The 17,111-nt window shown below is 73.0% G+C and carries 18 protein-coding genes; 15 read left to right on the top strand and 3 right to left on the bottom strand.

Translation table 11 applies throughout. The features are described from left to right. The 12 genes from OG965_RS11495 (at position 1) to OG965_RS11440 (ending at position 12,857) form a co-directional block, all read left to right on the top strand. Positions 1-627, top strand: coding sequence for an NUDIX domain-containing protein (locus OG965_RS11495; protein WP_371651783.1), 627 nt, complete (start codon positions 1-3; stop codon positions 625-627). A gap of 237 nt (positions 628-864) precedes the next feature. Then, positions 865-2,976, top strand: coding sequence for a tetratricopeptide repeat protein (locus OG965_RS11490; RefSeq protein WP_371651781.1), 2,112 nt, complete (start codon positions 865-867; stop codon positions 2,974-2,976). Between the two features lie 145 nt (positions 2,977-3,121). Beyond that, on the top strand, positions 3,122-4,237 hold the full coding sequence (gene ald / locus OG965_RS11485) for an alanine dehydrogenase (RefSeq protein WP_371656916.1): 1,116 nt from the start codon (positions 3,122-3,124) through the stop codon (positions 4,235-4,237). Between the two features lie 414 nt (positions 4,238-4,651). Beyond that, positions 4,652-5,773 (top strand): ParA family protein, encoded by a 1,122-nt coding sequence (locus tag OG965_RS11480; protein ID WP_371651779.1) that lies wholly within the window; start codon positions 4,652-4,654, stop codon positions 5,771-5,773. Next, positions 5,758-6,291, top strand: a complete 534-nt coding sequence (locus OG965_RS11475) for a hypothetical protein (protein ID WP_371651777.1) — start codon at positions 5,758-5,760, stop codon at positions 6,289-6,291. Before OG965_RS11480 ends, OG965_RS11475 begins: the two co-directional genes overlap by 16 nt. A 69-nt stretch (positions 6,292-6,360) precedes the next feature. Next, positions 6,361-7,566 (top strand): segregation/condensation protein A, encoded by a 1,206-nt coding sequence (locus OG965_RS11470; RefSeq protein ID WP_371651775.1) that lies wholly within the window; start codon positions 6,361-6,363, stop codon positions 7,564-7,566. Between the two features lie 8 nt (positions 7,567-7,574). After that, positions 7,575-8,219 (top strand): SMC-Scp complex subunit ScpB, encoded by a 645-nt coding sequence (gene scpB / locus OG965_RS11465; RefSeq protein ID WP_371656915.1) that lies wholly within the window; start codon positions 7,575-7,577, stop codon positions 8,217-8,219. Further along, positions 8,216-9,385, top strand: a complete 1,170-nt coding sequence (locus OG965_RS11460) for a pseudouridine synthase (RefSeq protein ID WP_371651774.1) — start codon at positions 8,216-8,218, stop codon at positions 9,383-9,385. The genes scpB and OG965_RS11460 overlap by 4 nt, the downstream gene beginning before the upstream one ends. A gap of 177 nt (positions 9,386-9,562) precedes the next feature. Then, positions 9,563-10,336 (top strand): transcriptional regulator, encoded by a 774-nt coding sequence (locus OG965_RS11455; RefSeq protein ID WP_371651772.1) that lies wholly within the window; start codon positions 9,563-9,565, stop codon positions 10,334-10,336. After that, entirely contained in the window at positions 10,330-11,079 is a 750-nt protein-coding gene (locus OG965_RS11450) for an NUDIX domain-containing protein (protein ID WP_371651770.1), read from the top strand. Before OG965_RS11455 ends, OG965_RS11450 begins: the two co-directional genes overlap by 7 nt. Next, positions 11,076-12,101 (top strand): ADP-ribosylglycohydrolase family protein, encoded by a 1,026-nt coding sequence (locus OG965_RS11445; RefSeq protein WP_371651768.1) that lies wholly within the window; start codon positions 11,076-11,078, stop codon positions 12,099-12,101. Before OG965_RS11450 ends, OG965_RS11445 begins: the two co-directional genes overlap by 4 nt. A 3-nt stretch (positions 12,102-12,104) precedes the next feature. Further along, positions 12,105-12,857 (top strand): DNA polymerase beta superfamily protein, encoded by a 753-nt coding sequence (locus tag OG965_RS11440; RefSeq protein WP_371651767.1) that lies wholly within the window; start codon positions 12,105-12,107, stop codon positions 12,855-12,857. Here the strand turns inward: OG965_RS11440 and OG965_RS11435 are convergent. The 3 genes from OG965_RS11435 to OG965_RS11425 are packed head-to-tail and all read right to left on the bottom strand — an operon-like array spanning position 12,786 to position 14,402. Then, positions 12,786-13,526, bottom strand: a complete 741-nt coding sequence (locus OG965_RS11435; RefSeq protein ID WP_371651765.1) for a DNA polymerase beta superfamily protein — start codon at positions 13,524-13,526, stop codon at positions 12,786-12,788. The two genes, OG965_RS11440 and OG965_RS11435, sit on opposite strands and share 72 nt — an antisense overlap. A 17-nt stretch (positions 13,527-13,543) precedes the next feature. Further along, on the bottom strand, positions 13,544-14,020 hold the full coding sequence (locus OG965_RS11430) for a Rieske (2Fe-2S) protein (RefSeq protein ID WP_371651763.1): 477 nt from the start codon (positions 14,018-14,020) through the stop codon (positions 13,544-13,546). 58 nt (positions 14,021-14,078) lie between these two features. After that, positions 14,079-14,402, bottom strand: coding sequence for a DUF952 domain-containing protein (locus OG965_RS11425; protein WP_371651761.1), 324 nt, complete (start codon positions 14,400-14,402; stop codon positions 14,079-14,081). A gap of 150 nt (positions 14,403-14,552) precedes the next feature. Between OG965_RS11425 and OG965_RS11420 the strand changes: the two genes are divergently transcribed. The 3 genes from OG965_RS11420 to OG965_RS11410 all read left to right on the top strand — a co-directional run bounded on the left by OG965_RS11420 (position 14,553) and on the right by OG965_RS11410 (position 17,092). Then, a complete protein-coding gene (locus tag OG965_RS11420; RefSeq protein ID WP_371651760.1) occupies positions 14,553-15,638 on the top strand; it encodes a prephenate dehydrogenase in 1,086 nt (361 codons plus the stop codon). Between the two features lie 69 nt (positions 15,639-15,707). Further along, a complete protein-coding gene (gene cmk / locus OG965_RS11415) occupies positions 15,708-16,451 on the top strand; it encodes a (d)CMP kinase (protein ID WP_371651758.1) in 744 nt (247 codons plus the stop codon). A 53-nt stretch (positions 16,452-16,504) separates the two neighbouring features. Continuing rightward, positions 16,505-17,092, top strand: a complete 588-nt coding sequence (locus OG965_RS11410; RefSeq protein WP_371656914.1) for a lysophospholipid acyltransferase family protein — start codon at positions 16,505-16,507, stop codon at positions 17,090-17,092. Positions 17,093-17,111 lie beyond the last annotated feature (19 nt).

The raw sequence follows: 17,111 nt of genomic DNA, 5'->3' as shown, positions 1-17,111 counted from the left end.
ATGCAGCTCCAGGACACCCCCGAGGAATGGCGGGTCGTCGCCACCAGGACCCCGTTCGAGGGCAACAAGACCAGCGTCCGCACCGACGACGTGGTCATGCCCGACGGCACGGTCGCGAGCCGCGACTACCAGGTCCACCCGGGCTCGGTGGCCGTCCTCGCCCTCGACGGCGCGGGCCGGGTCCTGGTGCTGCGCCAGTACCGCCACCCCGTGCGCCACAAGCTGTGGGAGATCCCGGCCGGGCTGCTCGACGTGCCCGGCGAGAACCCGCTGCACGCCGCCCAGCGCGAGCTGTACGAGGAGGCGCACGTCAAGGCCGAGGACTGGCGGGTCCTCACCGACGTCTACACCACGCCCGGCGGCTGCGACGAGGCCGTACGGATCTTCCTCGCCCGCGATCTCTCCGAGGCGGAGGGCGAGCGCTTCGAGGTCTCCGAGGAGGAGGCCGACATGGAGCTGGCCCGGGTGCCCGTCGACGAGCTCGTCCGGGGCGTGCTCGCCGGTGAGCTGCACAACAACTGCCTGGTGGTGGGCGTCCTCGCGCTCGCGGCCGCACAGACGGGGTCCGGGCTCGATTCGCTGCGCCCGGCCGAGGCGCCCTGGCCGGCCCGCCCGTTCGAGAAATGAGCCGCTCGCGGAGGTGAGCCGCTCGGAGATTTTGAGCCGTCGACGGGCCGGTGCGCGGGGAGCGCGCCGGCCCGTCCGGCGTACACGCCGGTATGTCCGTCCGACGATCCGCTGATCCGATCGGGCGACCTGCCCGCCGCGCTCCGCCGGGCCGCTGACCACGCGTGAACTACGCTCGGAACGCCCGTGCGGAGACCCGCCGGGCTCGGCTCGTGCGCAGCGGACGGAGCGTGGCCCGTGACGGATCAGGCGGTGGACGTGGGCGGCTCTGCATCAGAGTGCGAGCCGGATGCGCCGGAGACGACCGGCCGTCAGTTCTTCGGCCGCCAGCGGGAGTTGAAGGAGCTGCGCGAGGACGTGGAGCGGGCCGGGCTCGACACCCTGTCCGGCCGCAAGTCGCCGCGCGCCCGGGTGCTGCTGATCGCCGGACGCCCCGGCTCCGGGCGGACCGCCCTCGCCGAGGAGCTGGCCCGGCAGCTCGCCGCCGACTACCCCGACGGGGTGCTGCGCGCGTCCCTGCGCGAACCCGGCGGCACCCCGGTCCCCGCCGAGCGGGTGGCCCGCGATCTGCTCGACGCCCTTGAGGTTCCGGTGCCGCCCGGCGGCGGCGAGGACGAGCTGGCCCAGCTGGTGCGCGAGGCGCTCGCGCAGCGACGGGCGCTGCTGCTGCTCGACGACGCGGTCGGCGCCGACCAGGTCGACCCGCTGCTGCCGCAGAACGCCGACTGCCTGGTGGTGGCGACCGCCCGCGGACCGCTCACCGGCGTCCCTGACGTCCGCCCCTGCACCCTCGGCGGCCTCGACCCCAAGGCGGCCGTCGAATTCCTGGAGAGCTTCACCGGGGCGGTACGGATCACGGTGGACCCGCGCACCGCCGAGAACCTGGTCGAGGAGTGCGCGGGAGCGCCCGCCGCCATCGCCCTGGTCGGCGGCTGGCTGGCGGTCCGGCCCCAGGCGGCCGTCTCCGACGTCGCCAAGCGGCTGCACGCACTCCCCGACGAGGGCGGGGCCGGCGGGGCCCTCGGCGGCCAACTACCCGTCGCGGAGCGCCCGTTGGTGCGCGCCTTCCGGCTGGTGTACGAGTCGCTGCCGCAGCCCAACGCCCGCCTTCTGCGGCTGCTCTCGCTCGCCCCGGCCGGGATCGTGGACGCCCAGACCGCCTCGGCGCTCGCCGGGTGCTCGGTGTCGGCGGCCCAGAACACCCTGGAGGACTTCGTCGCGTACGGACTGCTGAGGGTCTTCGGCGACCCGGACGAGCGGCCCGCCCAGTACGCGGTGCCCGGCTGGCTGGCTCCGCTGTTGCACAGGCTCGCGGAGGCCGCCGACCGGCCCGGCGAGCTCCAGCTGGCCCGGGCCCGGATGCTGGAGCGGACCGTACGGCTGCTCCAGTCCTGCCGGGCGGTCACCGAGCCCGACGGCTCCCCGGCCCGCAAGAAGCTCGCCGGGCTGCCCCGCGCCCTGCGCTTCCCCAACGAGCGGCTGGCCGCCGCGTGGCTGGACACCCGCAGGCCCGCGCTGCTGGCGGCCGCCCGGCTCGCGGTCGAGGACGGCGAGCTGGACACCCTGGCCAGACGGCTGGTCGCGGCGCTGGTCCGGGCGCTGGCCGCGCACCGGGGGACCGGGGCCGCCGCACCCGATCTCTATGGTCTGCACCAGCTGGTTCTCGACGTCGCCGAGCGGCGCGAGCTGCACCGGGAGAAGGCCGCGGCCCTGCTCAATCTGGGCGATCTGGACGCGGAGGCCGGGCGCACCGGTGACGCGCTGGTGCGCTACCGGGCGGCCCTGGACGCGGGCCGGGCCGCGAACGACCCGTATGCGACGGGCCGCGCGATGGAATCCGTAGGCGGCGCCCACCAGGAGCTGGGCGACTGGACGCGGGCCGCCGACTGGTACGGGCGAGCCCTGGCCCAGCGGCTCGCGCGGGGCGAGCGGGAGGACGAGGCGCGCCTCTACGGGCGCATCGGCGCGGTGCTCACCTACGCGGGCCGCTACGGCGAGGCGCTCCGCAGTTGGCGCGCCGCGGTGGCCGGATATCGCCGTCTCGGCGATCTGCCGAGCCAGGCGCGGGCGCTGAGCGAGGCTGCCCGGGTGCAGGAGTACGCCGGGCGGCCCGAGGAGTCGCTGCGCACCTGCCGCGAGGCGGTCGAGTGGGCGAGGCAGGCCGGTGATCTGCGTCTCCAGGCGGCGCTCCAGCTGCGCCTCGCGGACACCCTCGACCGGCTGGGAGACCCGGCGGGGGCCAGGCTGCACCGGGGCGCGGCCGAGACCCTGTTGGGGCCTGACGGAGGAAGTGGGGAGGAAGATGAAGCTCCGGCCTACGAAATCCGTAGCGCTTCGGCCAAAGATTAGTTGTTTGTAAGGGTAGACAGCGGGAAAACCTTCATTAGACTGGCTCCGCCGCACCTTCTTGCGGTGTATCCCGGTGCGCCTTGGTGCATCCGGGTATGAATGCATTACACCCCCTTCATCCCCTGAGCCAAGGACCGTGATCGACGTGAAGGTCGGCATCCCCCGCGAGGTCAAGAACAACGAGTTCCGGGTGGCCATCACCCCCGCCGGCGTGCACGAGCTGGTGCGCCACGGCCACCAGGTCGTCATCGAGCAGAACGCCGGTGTCGGCTCGTCGATCACGGACGCCGAGTACGTGGCCGCCGGCGCCGAGATCCTGGGCACCGCCGACGAGGTGTGGGCCACCGCCGACCTGCTGCTGAAGGTCAAGGAGCCCATCGCCGAGGAGTACCACCGCCTCCGCAAGGACCAGACGCTCTTCACCTACCTGCACCTCGCCGCGTCCCGCGAGTGCACGGACGCCCTCCTGGAGTCCGGCACCACCGCCATCGCGTACGAGACGGTGGAGACCGCGGGCCGCGCGCTGCCGCTGCTCGCCCCGATGTCCGAGGTCGCGGGCCGTCTCGCCCCGCAGGTCGGCGCGTACCACCTGATGCGCTCGGTCGGCGGCCGCGGCGTCCTGCCCGGCGGCGTCCCCGGTACGCACGCGGGCAAGGCCGTCGTCATCGGCGGCGGCGTCTCCGGCTGGAACGCCACCCAGATCGCCGTCGGCATGGGCTTCCACGTGACCCTGCTCGACAAGGACATCAACAAGCTCCGCGAGGCCGACAAGATCTTCGGCACCAAGGTGCAGACGATCGTCTCCAACGCCTACGAGCTGGAGAAGGCCGTCATCGAGGCCGACCTCGTCATCGGCGCCGTCCTCATCCCGGGTGCCAAGGCCCCGAAGCTGGTCACCAACGAGCTCGTCGCCAAGATGAAGCCCGGAAGTGTCCTTGTCGACATCGCGATCGACCAGGGCGGCTGCTTCGAGGACTCGCGTCCCACCACCCACGCCGAGCCGACCTTCATGGTCCACGACTCGGTCTTCTACTGCGTCGCCAACATGCCGGGCGCGGTGCCCAACACCTCGACCTACGCGCTCACCAACGCCACGCTGCCCTACATCGTGTCGCTGGCGAACAACGGCTGGGCCGAGGCGCTGCGCCGCGACCCCGCGCTCGCCCTGGGCCTCAACACCCATGACGGCCAGGTCGTTTACGGCCCGGTCGCCGAGGCCCACGGCCTGGAGACCGTCGAGCTGAGCACGCTCCTCGGCTGATCCGAGCACTGTGGCGGCGCGCTGACGAAACGGTTCGTCAACGCGAGCCGTCAACCTCACCCACCCGGCCGGACCTTGTCGCCCAAGGTCCGGCCGGATGTGTATCGCGACACTTCCACCGGAGTGTGGCAGGCTCGCTCAACTCGCCTCGAACGTAACTCTTTAACCGTTTCGCGCACCCCTGAAACTCGCGCTCTGATGCCCGTACGCCCTTGACAGAGCGGTGTTCGGTTGCCGACACATCCGGCCGGGTCCGGCGGATTGTGTTGCTGCGGACCGGTGACACGCCATAGAGTCGCCAACCGTCGGCATGGTGCCACGCTGACCTATCGATAAAGTTTCCTGGTCACTTCCAAGGAGGTAAGACGACTTGTGAATGAGTCGACATTTACTCCCGGAGGTGGTCAACCAGGGATGCCCGCACGGGGCCATGGCCCTTCGGGGCCTGCTGAGGCTGTCGGCTCCGTCGCGGTCCGCGCCTTCGCAACCACCCCGCACATGACGACAGCCCCACGGATGATGGACGGCCTACACGTGAACGCCATGGCCGGCAACGAGAGTGGCCGGGACACCGCTGCTCTCGCCGACTTTGAGGAAGTGCCCCAGGGGCACTTCTACGACCCCGACGCCGAATACGAGCCCGACCCCGAGTACGCGGCCACCCTCGCTCCCGACGCCGCACGCCAGCGCCGTGAGCGGATCGGCCCGACCGGACGGCCGCTGCCGTACTTCCCGATCCCGGGTCCACTGACCGACCACGGTCCCGCGAAGATCATCGCGATGTGCAACCAGAAGGGCGGCGTCGGCAAGACCACGTCGACCATCAACCTGGGTGCCGCACTCGCGGAGTACGGACGCCGGGTGCTGCTCGTCGACTTCGACCCGCAGGGCGCCCTCTCGGTGGGCCTGGGCGTGAACCCGATGGAGCTCGACCTGACGGTCTACAACCTGCTCATGGAGCGGGGCATGTCGGCCGACGAGGTCCTGCTCAAGACCGCGGTTCCCAACATGGACCTGCTCCCGAGCAACATCGACCTCTCCGCCGCCGAAGTGCAGCTGGTGAGCGAGGTGGCCCGGGAGTCGACGCTCCAGCGCGCCCTGAAGCCCCTGATGGCCGACTACGACTACATCGTGATCGACTGTCAGCCCTCGCTCGGCCTGCTCACCGTCAACGCCCTGACGGCGGCTCACAAGGTGATCGTGCCGCTGGAGTGCGAGTTCTTCGCGCTGCGCGGCGTCGCCCTGCTGACCGAGACGATCGAGAAGGTCCAGGAGCGGCTCAACCCCGACCTGGAGCTCGACGGCATCCTCGCGACCATGTACGACTCCCGTACGGTGCACAGCCGCGAGGTCCTGGCCCGGGTGGTGGAGGCGTTCGACGACCACGTCTACCACACGGTGATCGGCCGGACCGTGCGCTTCCCGGAGACCACGGTCGCCGGTGAGCCGATCACGACGTACGCGTCCAACTCCGTGGGTGCCGCCGCCTATCGCCAGCTCGCCAGGGAGGTGCTCGCCCGGTGTCACGCCGAGTGAGTCTGCCCGGGGCCGACGAACTGTTCCGTACGACCGGAGGAATGGCACTCCAGTCCTCCACCCCGAGGCGGACCAACGGCGAGGCGAGGGTGCCCGGACCGGCGGGCGAGAGCGACCCGGTCACGGACGAGTCCGCGGCGCGGGCCGAGCACTCGGCGGCGGAGGAGGATCCGGCGTCGGGCGAGCCCCGCAGCCGCACGGCCGCCGCGTCCGGTGAGGCCGCCAAGGGGGCCCGTCCGGGCGCTCCGGCCGCCTCCAGCACCGCGGCGCAGCGGCGGCGGGCCCGGGCCGCCAACCGGCGGCCCAGCGGGCGCGAGCGCCACGACGAGAAGATCACGGTGTACGTCTCCGCGGAGGAGCTGATGGACCTGGAGCACGCGCGCCTGGTCCTGCGCGGGGAGCACGGGCTCGCCGTCGACCGCGGGCGGATCGTCCGCGAGGCCGTCGCGGTGGTCCTGGCCGATCTGGAGTCCCGGGGCGACGCGAGCATTCTCGTACGGCGTCTGCGGGGCCGGTAGCACTAGCCTGCGCCGTGCGGCCCGCGCCGCGCCTGGTACCGCCCGTTCCGCATCCCCCTGGACCGCCTCTTGCCCACCGCCGACGACCCGAACGTTCCCGCTGCGCGGGGGGCTCGCCGTGCGCTGGGGCGGGGGCCGGGGGGTGTTTCCCCCACCCCGCTCCTTCCCGAAGGCCCTGGGCGGGCGGCCGGGGGAGTGGCTGAGGAGGGTTTCCCGGGGGCTGCGCCCCCGGACCCCCGAGCGGGGCTGCGCCCCTGCACCCCCTCGGAGGCTGCGCCCCCGGACCCGGCGGTGGATCTCCCGGTGGACCCCCCGGCGGGGCCTGCGGCCCCTGCACCCCGCCCGCCTGGCTCCGCCCCGGACCCCGTCCCCCCAGGGGCGCGGGGAACTGCGCGACCAGCCCCCACCGGCCCGCAGGCAAACGGGAGCCCGGGTCCCGAGACCGTGCCGGACGCTGACTCCGCGGCCCCCGCCCCCTCCGACGGCCGCTTCACCGTTCGGCTCGCCAACTTCGAAGGCCCCTTCGACCTGCTGCTTCAGCTCATCTCGAAGCACAAGATGGACGTGACCGAGGTCGCGCTGTCCAAGGTGACCGATGAGTTCATGGCGCACATCCGCGCCATGGGAGCGGACTGGGACCTCGATCAGACCACCGAGTTCCTCGTCGTCGCCGCCACCCTGCTCGACCTCAAGGCGGCCCGGCTGCTGCCCGCCGCCGAGGTCGAGGACGAGGCCGATCTGGCGCTCCTGGAGGCGCGGGACCTGCTGTTCGCACGGCTGCTCCAGTATCGCGCGTACAAGCAGATCGCGGACATCTTCAGCGAGCGGCTCGACAGCGAGGCGCGCCGTCATCCCCGTACGGTCGGGCTGGAGGCGCACCACGCCGAGCTGCTGCCCGAGGTCGTCATCAGCATCGGCGCCGACGGATTCGCCAAGCTGGCGGTCAAGGCCATGCAGCCGAAGGCCAAGCCCCAGGTCTACATCGATCACATTCACGCGCCGCTCGTCTCCGTCCGGGAGCAGGCCGCCGTGGTCGTGGCGATGCTGCGGGAGCGCGGAGACGTCAGTTTCCGGGAGCTGACCCTGGACGCGCCCGACACCCTCACCGTCGTCGCCCGCTTCCTCGCCCTCCTGGAGCTCTACCGCGAGAAGGCCGTCGTCCTCGACCAGGACGAGGCGCTCGGGGAGCTCGTGGTGCGCTGGAGCGGCGGCGACGGGTCCCAGCCCGCCGTGACGGACGAGTTCGACCAAGTTGTGGAGGTGGAGACGGCGTGATCGAGGAAATCGGGGAAAACCAGAAAATCGAGGAACCCGGGGAGCTTGCGCTCAAGCCTGCCCTTGAAGCCGTTCTCATGGTGGTCGACGAGCCCGCGACCGAGGAGCACCTGGCGAAGGTGCTGGAGCGGCCCCGCAGGGCCGTGGCGGACGCCCTGCGCGAGCTGGCGGACGAGTACACCGTCCAGGGCCGCGGCTTCGAGCTGCGGCTCGTGGCGGGCGGCTGGCGGTTCTACAGCCGGGCGGCATACGCGCCGGCCGTCGAGGGCTTCGTCCTGGACGGGCAGCAGGCCCGGCTCACCCAGGCGGCCCTGGAGACCCTGGCGGTCGTCGCGTACCGCCAGCCGGTGAGCCGGTCGCGGGTCTCGGCGGTGCGCGGAGTGAACTGCGACGGGGTCATGCGGACCCTGCTCCAGCGGGGTCTGGTCGACGAGGCGGGCGCGGAACCCGAAACAGGTGCGATCCTGTACAGGACGACGAACTACTTTCTGGAGCGGATGGGCCTGCGCGGCCTGGACGAGCTCCCGGAGCTCGCGCCCTTCCTCCCCGAGGCGGACGCGATCGAAGCCGAGACCCTGGAGGGTGTGCCGTCGTTCGATCCGGACGCACCTGACGCCCCGGAAACCCACGCAGACGACAAGACGGAAATTTGATGCGAAGCAGCGGCAGTAACAGCAGCGGAAACAACGGCGGGAGCCGTGGTGGCAACAGCGGCGGCCGCGGCAGCAGCGGCGGTGGCGGCCGGGGCGGCGCCGGCCGCGGCGGTGCCGGCGGAGGCCGGGACGGCCAGCGCCAGGGCGGTGGCCCGCGCCAGAGTGGCGGCGGCAAGCCGCGCCCTCTCCGCCCCGAGGAGCGCACCTACGAGATGGGCGGCTCCTCCGAGTCCCCCCGCAGCGGTCGCGGCTCGTCCGCGCGCGGCGGCGCCAAGGGCGGCCCCAAGTCGCCCCAGGGCGGCACCCCGGTCCGCCGCGGCCCGCACGGCCAGCGGCTCGGCCAGGCCCGCCCGCGCGAGCTCGACGCCAAGATCGAGCAGCGCAACCGCGACCGGTACGCGGACAAGCCGGACATCAAGACCCCCAAGACCTTCCCGGGCGCCGAGCAGGAGGGCGAGCGGCTGCAGAAGGTGCTCGCCCGCGCCGGCATGGGCTCGCGCCGCGCCTGCGAGGAGCTGATCGAGCAGGCCCGCGTCGAGGTCAACGGCGAGATCGTGCTGGAGCAGGGCAAGCGTGTCCAGCCGAGCGACGAGATCAAGGTGGACGGCCTGACCGTCGCCACCCAGTCGTACCTGTTCTTCGCGCTGAACAAGCCCGCCGGCGTCGTCTCCACGATGGAGGACCCGGACGGCCGCCAGTGCCTCGGTGACTACGTGACGAACCGCGAGACGCGGCTCTTCCACGTCGGCCGGCTCGACACCGAGACCGAGGGCATCATCCTGCTCACCAACCACGGCGAGCTGGCCCACCGTCTCACCCACCCCAAGTACGGCGTGAAGAAGACCTATCTGGCCGCCATCACGGGCCCGCTGCCGCGCGAGATCGGCAAGCTGCTCAAGGAGGGCATCCAGCTGGAGGACGGCTACGCGCGCGCGGACGCCTTCCGGGTCATCCAGCAGACCGGCAAGAACTACCTGGTGGAGATCGAGCTCCACGAGGGCCGCAAGCACATCGTGCGCCGCATGATGGCGGAGGCCGGCTTCCCGGTCGAGAAGCTCGTCCGGGTCGCCTTCGGCCCGATCGGGCTCGGCGACCAGAAGTCCGGCTGGCTGCGCCGCCTCACCAACACCGAGGTGGGCATGCTGATGCGCGAGGTCGGCCTGTAGCCGCCCGCTGAGTTTCCGGTACCGAGCCCGGCCCCCGACCGACGGGGGCCGGGCTCGCCGCTGTGCGCACCTGCCCTGCGTAGATGTCGTACGCACCTGTTGTGCGCGCCCCCGTGCGCCCTTTATAGTCAGCATGACTATTAAAGAGCGACGGTGCGGCGGGCGGGGGTGACGGCGATGAAGCGGTACGGACACGGTCTGGTGATCGGCACGTTCTGCCCGCCGCACGCCGGCCACCACCACCTCGTACGGACCGCCGAGGACCGCTGCGAGGCGCTGACCGTGCTGGTGTGCACGGCGGCCGGGGAACTCGTGGCGGCCGGGACGCGGGCGCGCTGGATGGCCGAGGTCCATCCGCGCGCCCGCGTCGTCCGGTCGGTCCGCTCCGTCCGCACCACCGGGAGGGTGGACGCGGTCTTCACGTCCGAGCGGTACGGGGACCGGCTCGCCGGGGCCTTCGGCGCCGAGCACGTGTGCGTCGACGCCGAGCGCACGCTTTTCCCGGTCTCCGCGGCCGCCGTGCGCAAGGACCCGGTGGGGTGCTGGGACTTCCTGGAGCAGCCCGTACGGGCCTGGCTGACCCGGCGGGTCGCGGTGCTCGGCGCCGACCCGGCCGCCACGACCCTGGCCCGCTCGCTGGCCGAGCGCTTCCAGCGGCGCGGCGGGGTGTGGGCGGGCACCCGGTGGGTGCCCCGGTGCGGGAGGGCGCGGGAGGAGCAGGTCGCGCGCACGGGGGCGCCGGTGCTCTTCTGCGCCGCGGGGACCGCCCGTGCCGAGCGGCACCTGTGGCTGCTCGCGGGCCCGCAGGACGGCGGGCTGCCCGGACAGGGCCGCATGGTCGTGCTGCGGGGCGCGGGTCCGGCCGCGATGCTGGGCGCCGCCGTCGACGCGGTCGACTCGTTCCTGGGCGAGAACTGGGGCCTGGACGGGCCGCCCGCGGGGCGATGGTGAGCGCGGCGGGCCCGGCCAGGAAGCCGGAGGGCTACGACCCGTACGCCTTCGAGCCGTTCGCGGTCACCGTCGACCTCGCGGTCTGCACGGTCCGCGACGGCGGGCTGCACGTCCTGCTGATCCGGCGCGGCGAGGAGCCGTACAAGGGCGAGTGGGCGCTGCCGGGCGGATTCGTGCTGCCCCGGGAGAGCGCCGGGCAGGCGGCGCGGCGAGAGCTGGCCGAGGAGACCGGGCTCCCGGACGACCTGGTCGCGGGCCTGCACCTGGAGCAGCTGCGCACCTACAGCGACCCCGACCGCGACCCCCGGATGCGGGTGGTGTCGGTCGCGTACACCGCGCTCGTACCGGATCTGCCGGAGCCGCACGGCGGCGGCGACGCGGCGCACGCGCAGTGGCTGCCGTTCGGCGCTTTCGGCAGCCTCGCCTTCGACCACGAGCGGATCGTGGCCGACGCGCGCGACCGGATCGGCGCCAAGCTCGAATACACCTGCCTCGCCACGGCGTTCTGCCCGCCCGAGTTCACGCTCGGCGAGCTCCAGCAGGTCTACGAGACGGTCTGGGGGACCGCCCTCGACCGCCCCAACTTCCGACGCAAGGTCCTCGCCACGCCCGGCTTCGTCGAGCCGGTGGCGGGCGCCGCGCGTCTGACCGGCGGCCGGGGCAAGCCGGCCGCGCTGTACCGGGCGGGCGTGGCGACCGCGCTGCACCCCCCGCTCCTGCGGCCGGAAGGACGACCCTCATGAACAGTCGAGTGAACAGCCGGGCGAAGCAGGCGGCGACCGGCTCGCTGACCGGACTCGCGCTCGGGGACGCCCTGGGCTTCCCGACCGAGTTCATCGGCGTGCCCGCGATCCTGGCCAAGTGCGGGCCCTGGCGGGAGATGCGGCTGCCGACGCCCGCGATCGTCACCGACGACACCCAGATGACCCTGGCGGTCGGCCACGGCATACGGGCCGCCATGGACCGCGGCCTCCTCGGCCCGCGCCGCCTGGAGCGGCCGGTCCGCGAGGGGTTCGTGCGCTGGTACCACTCCCCGGAGAACAACCGGGCGCCCGGCCGCACCTGCATGGTCGCCTGCGGGCTGCTCGACAGCGAACTGCCCTGGCAGCAGGCGAGCCGGCTCGGCTCCAAGGGCTGCGGCGCGAACATGCGGGTGGCGCCGGTGGGCCTGGCGCCCGGTCTGAGCGAGGAGCAGCGGGCGGGCGCGGCCCAGCTCCAGTCGGCCCTCACCCACGGCCACCCCACGGCCCTGGCGGCCAGCGACCTGACGGCCCGGGCGGTCTTCCTGCTGGCCCAGGGCGCGGACCCGGTGGGCCTGGTCGGCCAGCTGCGCTCGTACGCGTACGAGAACCGCACCCGCTACCACGACCGCTGGCTGGGCGACCTGTGGACCTACGCCCACGACGAGACGCCCGCCGCCTTCATGGCCCGCGGCTGGGACGAGTGCCTGGACGCCCTGGACCGCGTCCTCAAGGCCCTGCACAACCCGTCCCCGGAGACGGACCCGTGCCTGGAGACGGGCGACGGCTGGGTCGCCGAGGAGGCCCTGGCCACGGCCCTGGTCTGCTTCCTGCTGTTCCCGGACGCCCCCCTGACGGCCCTGCGCCGGGCGGCCTGCACCAAGGGCGACTCCGACTCCATCGCCTGCCTGACCGGCGCCTTCGCGGGCGCCCACCTGGGAGCCGCCGCCTGGCCCAAGGAGTGGGCGGAGCGCATCGAGTACCGCAGCGAACTGCTGACGCTCGGGGCGCTCTGGGATTCTTGATCCATGACGGATCTCCAGGCCATCGACCTCGCCGCCGTGGTGCGCGAGCAGCCCGACCCGCTGCTCTTCGCCACGGTCTCCGGCGCCCACCTCTACGGCTTCCCCTCCCGGGACTCCGACGTCGACCTGCGCGGCGTCCATCTGCTCCCGGCGGAGGCGCTGCTCGGGCTGCGCGAGCCGGAGGAGAGCCGGTCCCTCATGTGGGACCGGGACGGGGTCGAGATGGACCTGGTCACCCATGACCTGCGCAAGTTCGTCCGGCTGATGCTGCGCCGCAACGGCTATGTGCTGGAACAGCTGCTCTCACCGCTGGTGGTGCACACGACCGACGCGCACGCCGAGCTGGTGGCACCCGCCCCGTCCGTGCTGACCTCGCACCACGCCCACCACTACCGGGGGTTCGCCAACACCCAGTGGCGGCTGTACGAGAAGACCGGCGAGCTGAAGCCGCTGCTCTACACCTTCCGGGTGCTGCTCACCGGTATCCATCTGATGCGTAGCGGCCAGGTGCAGGCGGACCTGCCCACGCTGCTCGGCGAGGTGGCCGCGCCCGCCTATCTGCCCGACCTCATAGCGGTGAAGGCCGAGGCCGAGCACGGGGCCGCGACCGGGCTCGACCCGGAGCGGGTGGCGGGCGACGTGGAGGCGCTGCACGGCGTGCTCGACCGGGCGCAGGCGGACTCGCTACTGCCCGGCGCCGCCGCCGGGCACGACGCCCTGCACGACTTCGTCGTACGGGTGCGGCTGGAGTGCTGAGGACCGGCGCACCCGGAACAGGAAGTCCGCCACGCGGGCCCGGTCCGGCTCCTCCGGAAGCGGGGTGCGGGTGGCGGCCTTCGTGGCCTCCTCGGCCAGGCGGGTCATCCAGGATTCGACCTCGGGCCAGGGGACCTCGCCGCGCTTTACCGCCAGGAGGCGGTCGCGGTCGGGGCCCACCTCGATCGTCAGGGTGCCGGTGCGCACGAGGTCGCGGCAGCTCGTCATGAGGCGCACCAGATGCATCGCGTGTTTCCAGCGCGGGGCGCCGTACCGGCGTACGTCCGCCTCCAGCTTCTTGCGCTGGCTCAGCGCGTAGCCGGTGAAGCTGGCGTGGGCGCGGAGGGAGAGGAACGCGTCGCGCAGGGCGAGGAGCTCCCGGCCGGTGTCGTCCACCCGCTCGACCAGCGGTGAGTGCAGACACTCCAGGATGTTGGGGTTGGCGCGCAGGGCCAGTTCGCAGAAGCGTTCCAGCTCCCAGCTGAACTGCTCCTCGGCCGGGCCCTCCACATGCGTCGGCGGCTTGTCGAAGGCCCAGAAGAGCGGGGTCGGGGCCACGTAGACGCCGCGGCGATCCGTGTCGCTGGTGTCGGTGGCCAGACCGAAGGCGCGCGAGCCCATCACACAGGAGTAGATGGTGTGGTCGCGGACGAGCTGCTCGGGCGTCATCCGCCGATTTTCGCTGGTCAGGCCAGGTGGATCGAGCCGTTTTCGACCGTGATCCGCGCGGGCGCGAGCGGGCGGGGGGCCGGGCCCGCCGCGACCGAGGCGTCGGCCACCCGGTACTTGCTGCCGTGGCAGGGGCAGTTGATCGTTCCGCCGGCGACGTCCTTGACCGTGCAGCCCTGATGGGTGCAGATCGCCGAGAACGCCTTGAAGGTGCCCTCCTCGGGCTGGGTGACCACGACCTTCCTGGCCGCGAAGACCTTGCCTCCCCCGACCGGGATGTCCGACGTCTTCGCCAGTACGTCGCCGTCGCCGTGCGAGGCCGAGGGGGACCGCGTCGGAGTGTTCGGGGCGAACGCGACCGGGGGAGAGGTCTCGCCGGCGCTGGGCGTGCCGCTCGTACCGCTGCTCTTGTCGTCGCTGCTGCCGCAGCCGGCCAGCGCGGCCGTGCCCGCGGCCACCGCGAGCACCGCGCGGCGGGAGGTTGGCGTCGTCATGGGCAGCATCCTGGTGCAACCCAGCGGCGAATCCCGGCACGCGCGCGTGCCGTACGCCCTATGGCCCAACCCAGCCCGTGCCCCCGGCCTCCCGGCGCAGCTCCGCCACCGCCACCACGGCCTCCCGCTCGATCGGCCCGTGGACGTGGGGGAACGCCTGCCCCTTCCCCTCCCAGCGGACCTCGGCGGCCAGCCCCGCCTCGTCGACGCTCAGCAGCAGGAGCGGAGCCGGCGCGTGCGCGTAGTGGGCGTTCGCGACCGCCAGGGCGGACGCCAGGTCGGCCGAGCAGTGGACGAAGCCCTCGGACGCGAGCGACGCCGGGGCGTACGGGCCGGACCCGGCCGCCGTCCACTGCGGACCGGGCACCACATGGAAGATCATTCCCCCGTTCTACCGCAGGTTCCGCCGTGCCTTCCGCCGCCCCCATACAGGGGGCATCCGTGCCCGTGCGCGCGCCGGGCTGACTAGGCTGAACGGGCAAGCCCGTACGTCCGCCCCGGCGCAGCCGCCGCACTTCGCAAGGATCACCCCGTGAGGACCGCACTCGTCATCGGTACCGGCCTGATCGGTACGTCCGCCGCGCTGGCCCTCGCCGCCCGCGGCGTCGCCGTCCACCTCGTCGACCACGACCCGGGCCAGGCCCGCACCGCCGCCGCGCTCGGCGCCGGGACCGACGAGGCGCCCGAGGGCCGCGTGGACCTGGTGATCGTGGCCGTGCCGCCCGCCCACGTCGCCGCCACCCTGGCGGAGGCGATCCGCTCGGACGCGGCCCGCGCGTACATCGACGTCGCCAGCGTCAAGGGCGGCCCGCGACGCGAGCTGGAGGCGCTGGGCTGCGACCTCACCTCGTACATCGGTACGCACCCGATGTCCGGCAAGGAGCGCTCGGGCCCGCTCGCCGCCACCGCCGACCTCTTCGAGGGCCGCCCCTGGGTGCTCACCCCCACCCGGGACACCGACACCGAGGTGCTCAACCTCGCCCTGGAGCTGGTCGCGCTCTGCCGCGCCGTGCCCGTGGTGATGGACGCGGACGCCCACGACCGCGCGGTGGCCCTCGTCTCGCACACCCCGCAGCTGGTGTCGTCCATGGTCGCCGCCCGGCTGGAGGAGGCCGACGAGACGGCGGTACGGCTGTGCGGTCAGGGCATCCGGGACGTCACCCGGATCGCCGCGTCCGACCCCCGGATGTGGGTCGAGATCCTCTCCGCCAACCCCGGCCCGGTCGCGGACGTGCTGGCCGGGATCGCCTCCGACCTGGACGAGACCGTACGGGCGCTGCGCTCTCTTGAGTCCTCCGACGAGCAGAAGCGGCGCGGCGGCGCGGCCGGCGTCGAGGACGTGCTGCGGCGCGGCAACGCGGGCCGCGAGCGCGTCCCCGGCAAGCACGGCGCCGCCCCCACGGCGTACGAGGTGGTCGCGGTGCTCATCAGCGACCAGCCCGGCGAGCTGGCCCGGATCTTCGCGGACGCGGGCCGCGCCGGGGTCAACATCGAGGACGTGCGCATCGAGCACGCCACCGGGCAGCAGGCGGGCCTGGTCCAGCTGATGGTCGAACCGGCCGCGGCCCCCGGCCTGACGGCGTCCCTGCGGGAGCGGGGCTGGGCGATCCGGCAGTGAGCCCGGCCCGGGGGGCGCCGGGCGGGGATCTGGGCGCACGTATGAGCCAGTAACCTTGTGTGGGGGCGGATGCCTGCCCGCCCACCCCGTCCCCGTACCAGGAAGGTGTCCGACACCGTGGAAAGCGCCGCCCGGACCGCCCCGGCAGCTGTGATCGTCGCCATCGACGGCCCTTCCGGCACCGGCAAGTCCAGCACCTCCAAGGCGGTCGCCGCCAAGCTGGGGCTGAGCTATCTGGACACCGGCGCCCAGTACCGGGCGATCACCTGGTGGATGATCACCAACGAGATCGACACCGACGACCCGGCCGCGATCGCGACCGCGGCCGCCAAGCCGGTCATCGTCTCGGGGACCGACCCCAGCGCGCCGACCATCACCGTGGACGGCCTCGACGCGGCCGCCCCGATCCGTACGCAGGAGGTCACCGCCAAGGTCAGCGCGGTCAGCGCCGTCCCGGAGGTGCGGGCGCTCATCACCCAGCTCCAGCGGGACATCGCGGCGGCAGCCCCGGCCGGGATCGTGGTCGAGGGCCGTGACATCGGCACGACCGTGCTGCCCGACGCCGACCTGAAGGTGTTCCTCACCGCCTCCCCGGAGGCGCGCGCCGCCCGCCGCAGCGGCGAGCTGAAGGGCGCGGACGTCGCCACCACCCGGGAGGCCCTGCTGAAGCGGGACGCGGCCGACTCCGGCCGCAAGACGTCCCCGCTGGCCAAGGCGGGCGACGCCGTCGAGGTCGACACCACCGAGCTCACCCTCGACCAGGTCATCGAGTGCGTGGTCACGCTCATCGAGGAGAAGCGGGCCGCCAGGTGACGGTTCCCACCCAGCAGGGCGCCGAGGTCGGGCGCCGGATCGGCGTCGGGCTGATGTACGGGCTGTGGAAGCCCCGGGTGCTCGGGGCCTGGCGGGTGCCGGTCAGTGGCCCGGTCATCCTGGCCGTCAACCACGCGCACAACATCGACGGGCCGATGCTGATGGGGACCGCGCCGAGACCGGTGCACTTCCTCATCAAGAAGGAAGCCTTCATCGGGCCGCTCGACCCGTTCCTGCGCGGGATCGGGCAGGTGAAGGTGGACCGGTCGACCGTCGACCGAACCGCGATCGACCAGGCGATCGGGGTGCTGGACGGCGGCGGTGTGCTGGGGATCTTCCCCGAGGGCACCCGGGGCGAGGGCGACTTCGCCTCGCTGCGCGCCGGGCTCGCCTACTTCGCCCTGCGGGCGGGGGCGCCGATCGTCCCGGTGGCGGTGCTGGGAAGCACCGAGCGCAGAGGAAGGTTGATAAAGGCGCTGCCGCCCCTGCGCAGCCGGGTGGACGTCGTCTTCGGCGACGCCTTCGAGGCCGGGGACGGCAGCGGCCGGCGGACCCGTACGGCGCTGGACGAGGCGACCGTACGCATTCAGGAGCGGCTCACCCGCCACCTGGAAAACGCCAGGCGCCTCACCGGGCGCTGAGCGAGACTTGAGACTTGAG

Source organism: Streptomyces sp. NBC_00224 (assembly GCF_041435195.1).
Classification (GTDB): Bacteria; Actinomycetota; Actinomycetes; order Streptomycetales; family Streptomycetaceae; genus Streptomyces.
The sequence above is the reverse complement of the archived record's forward strand: the minus strand, read 5'-3'. Positions and strand labels throughout refer to the sequence as shown.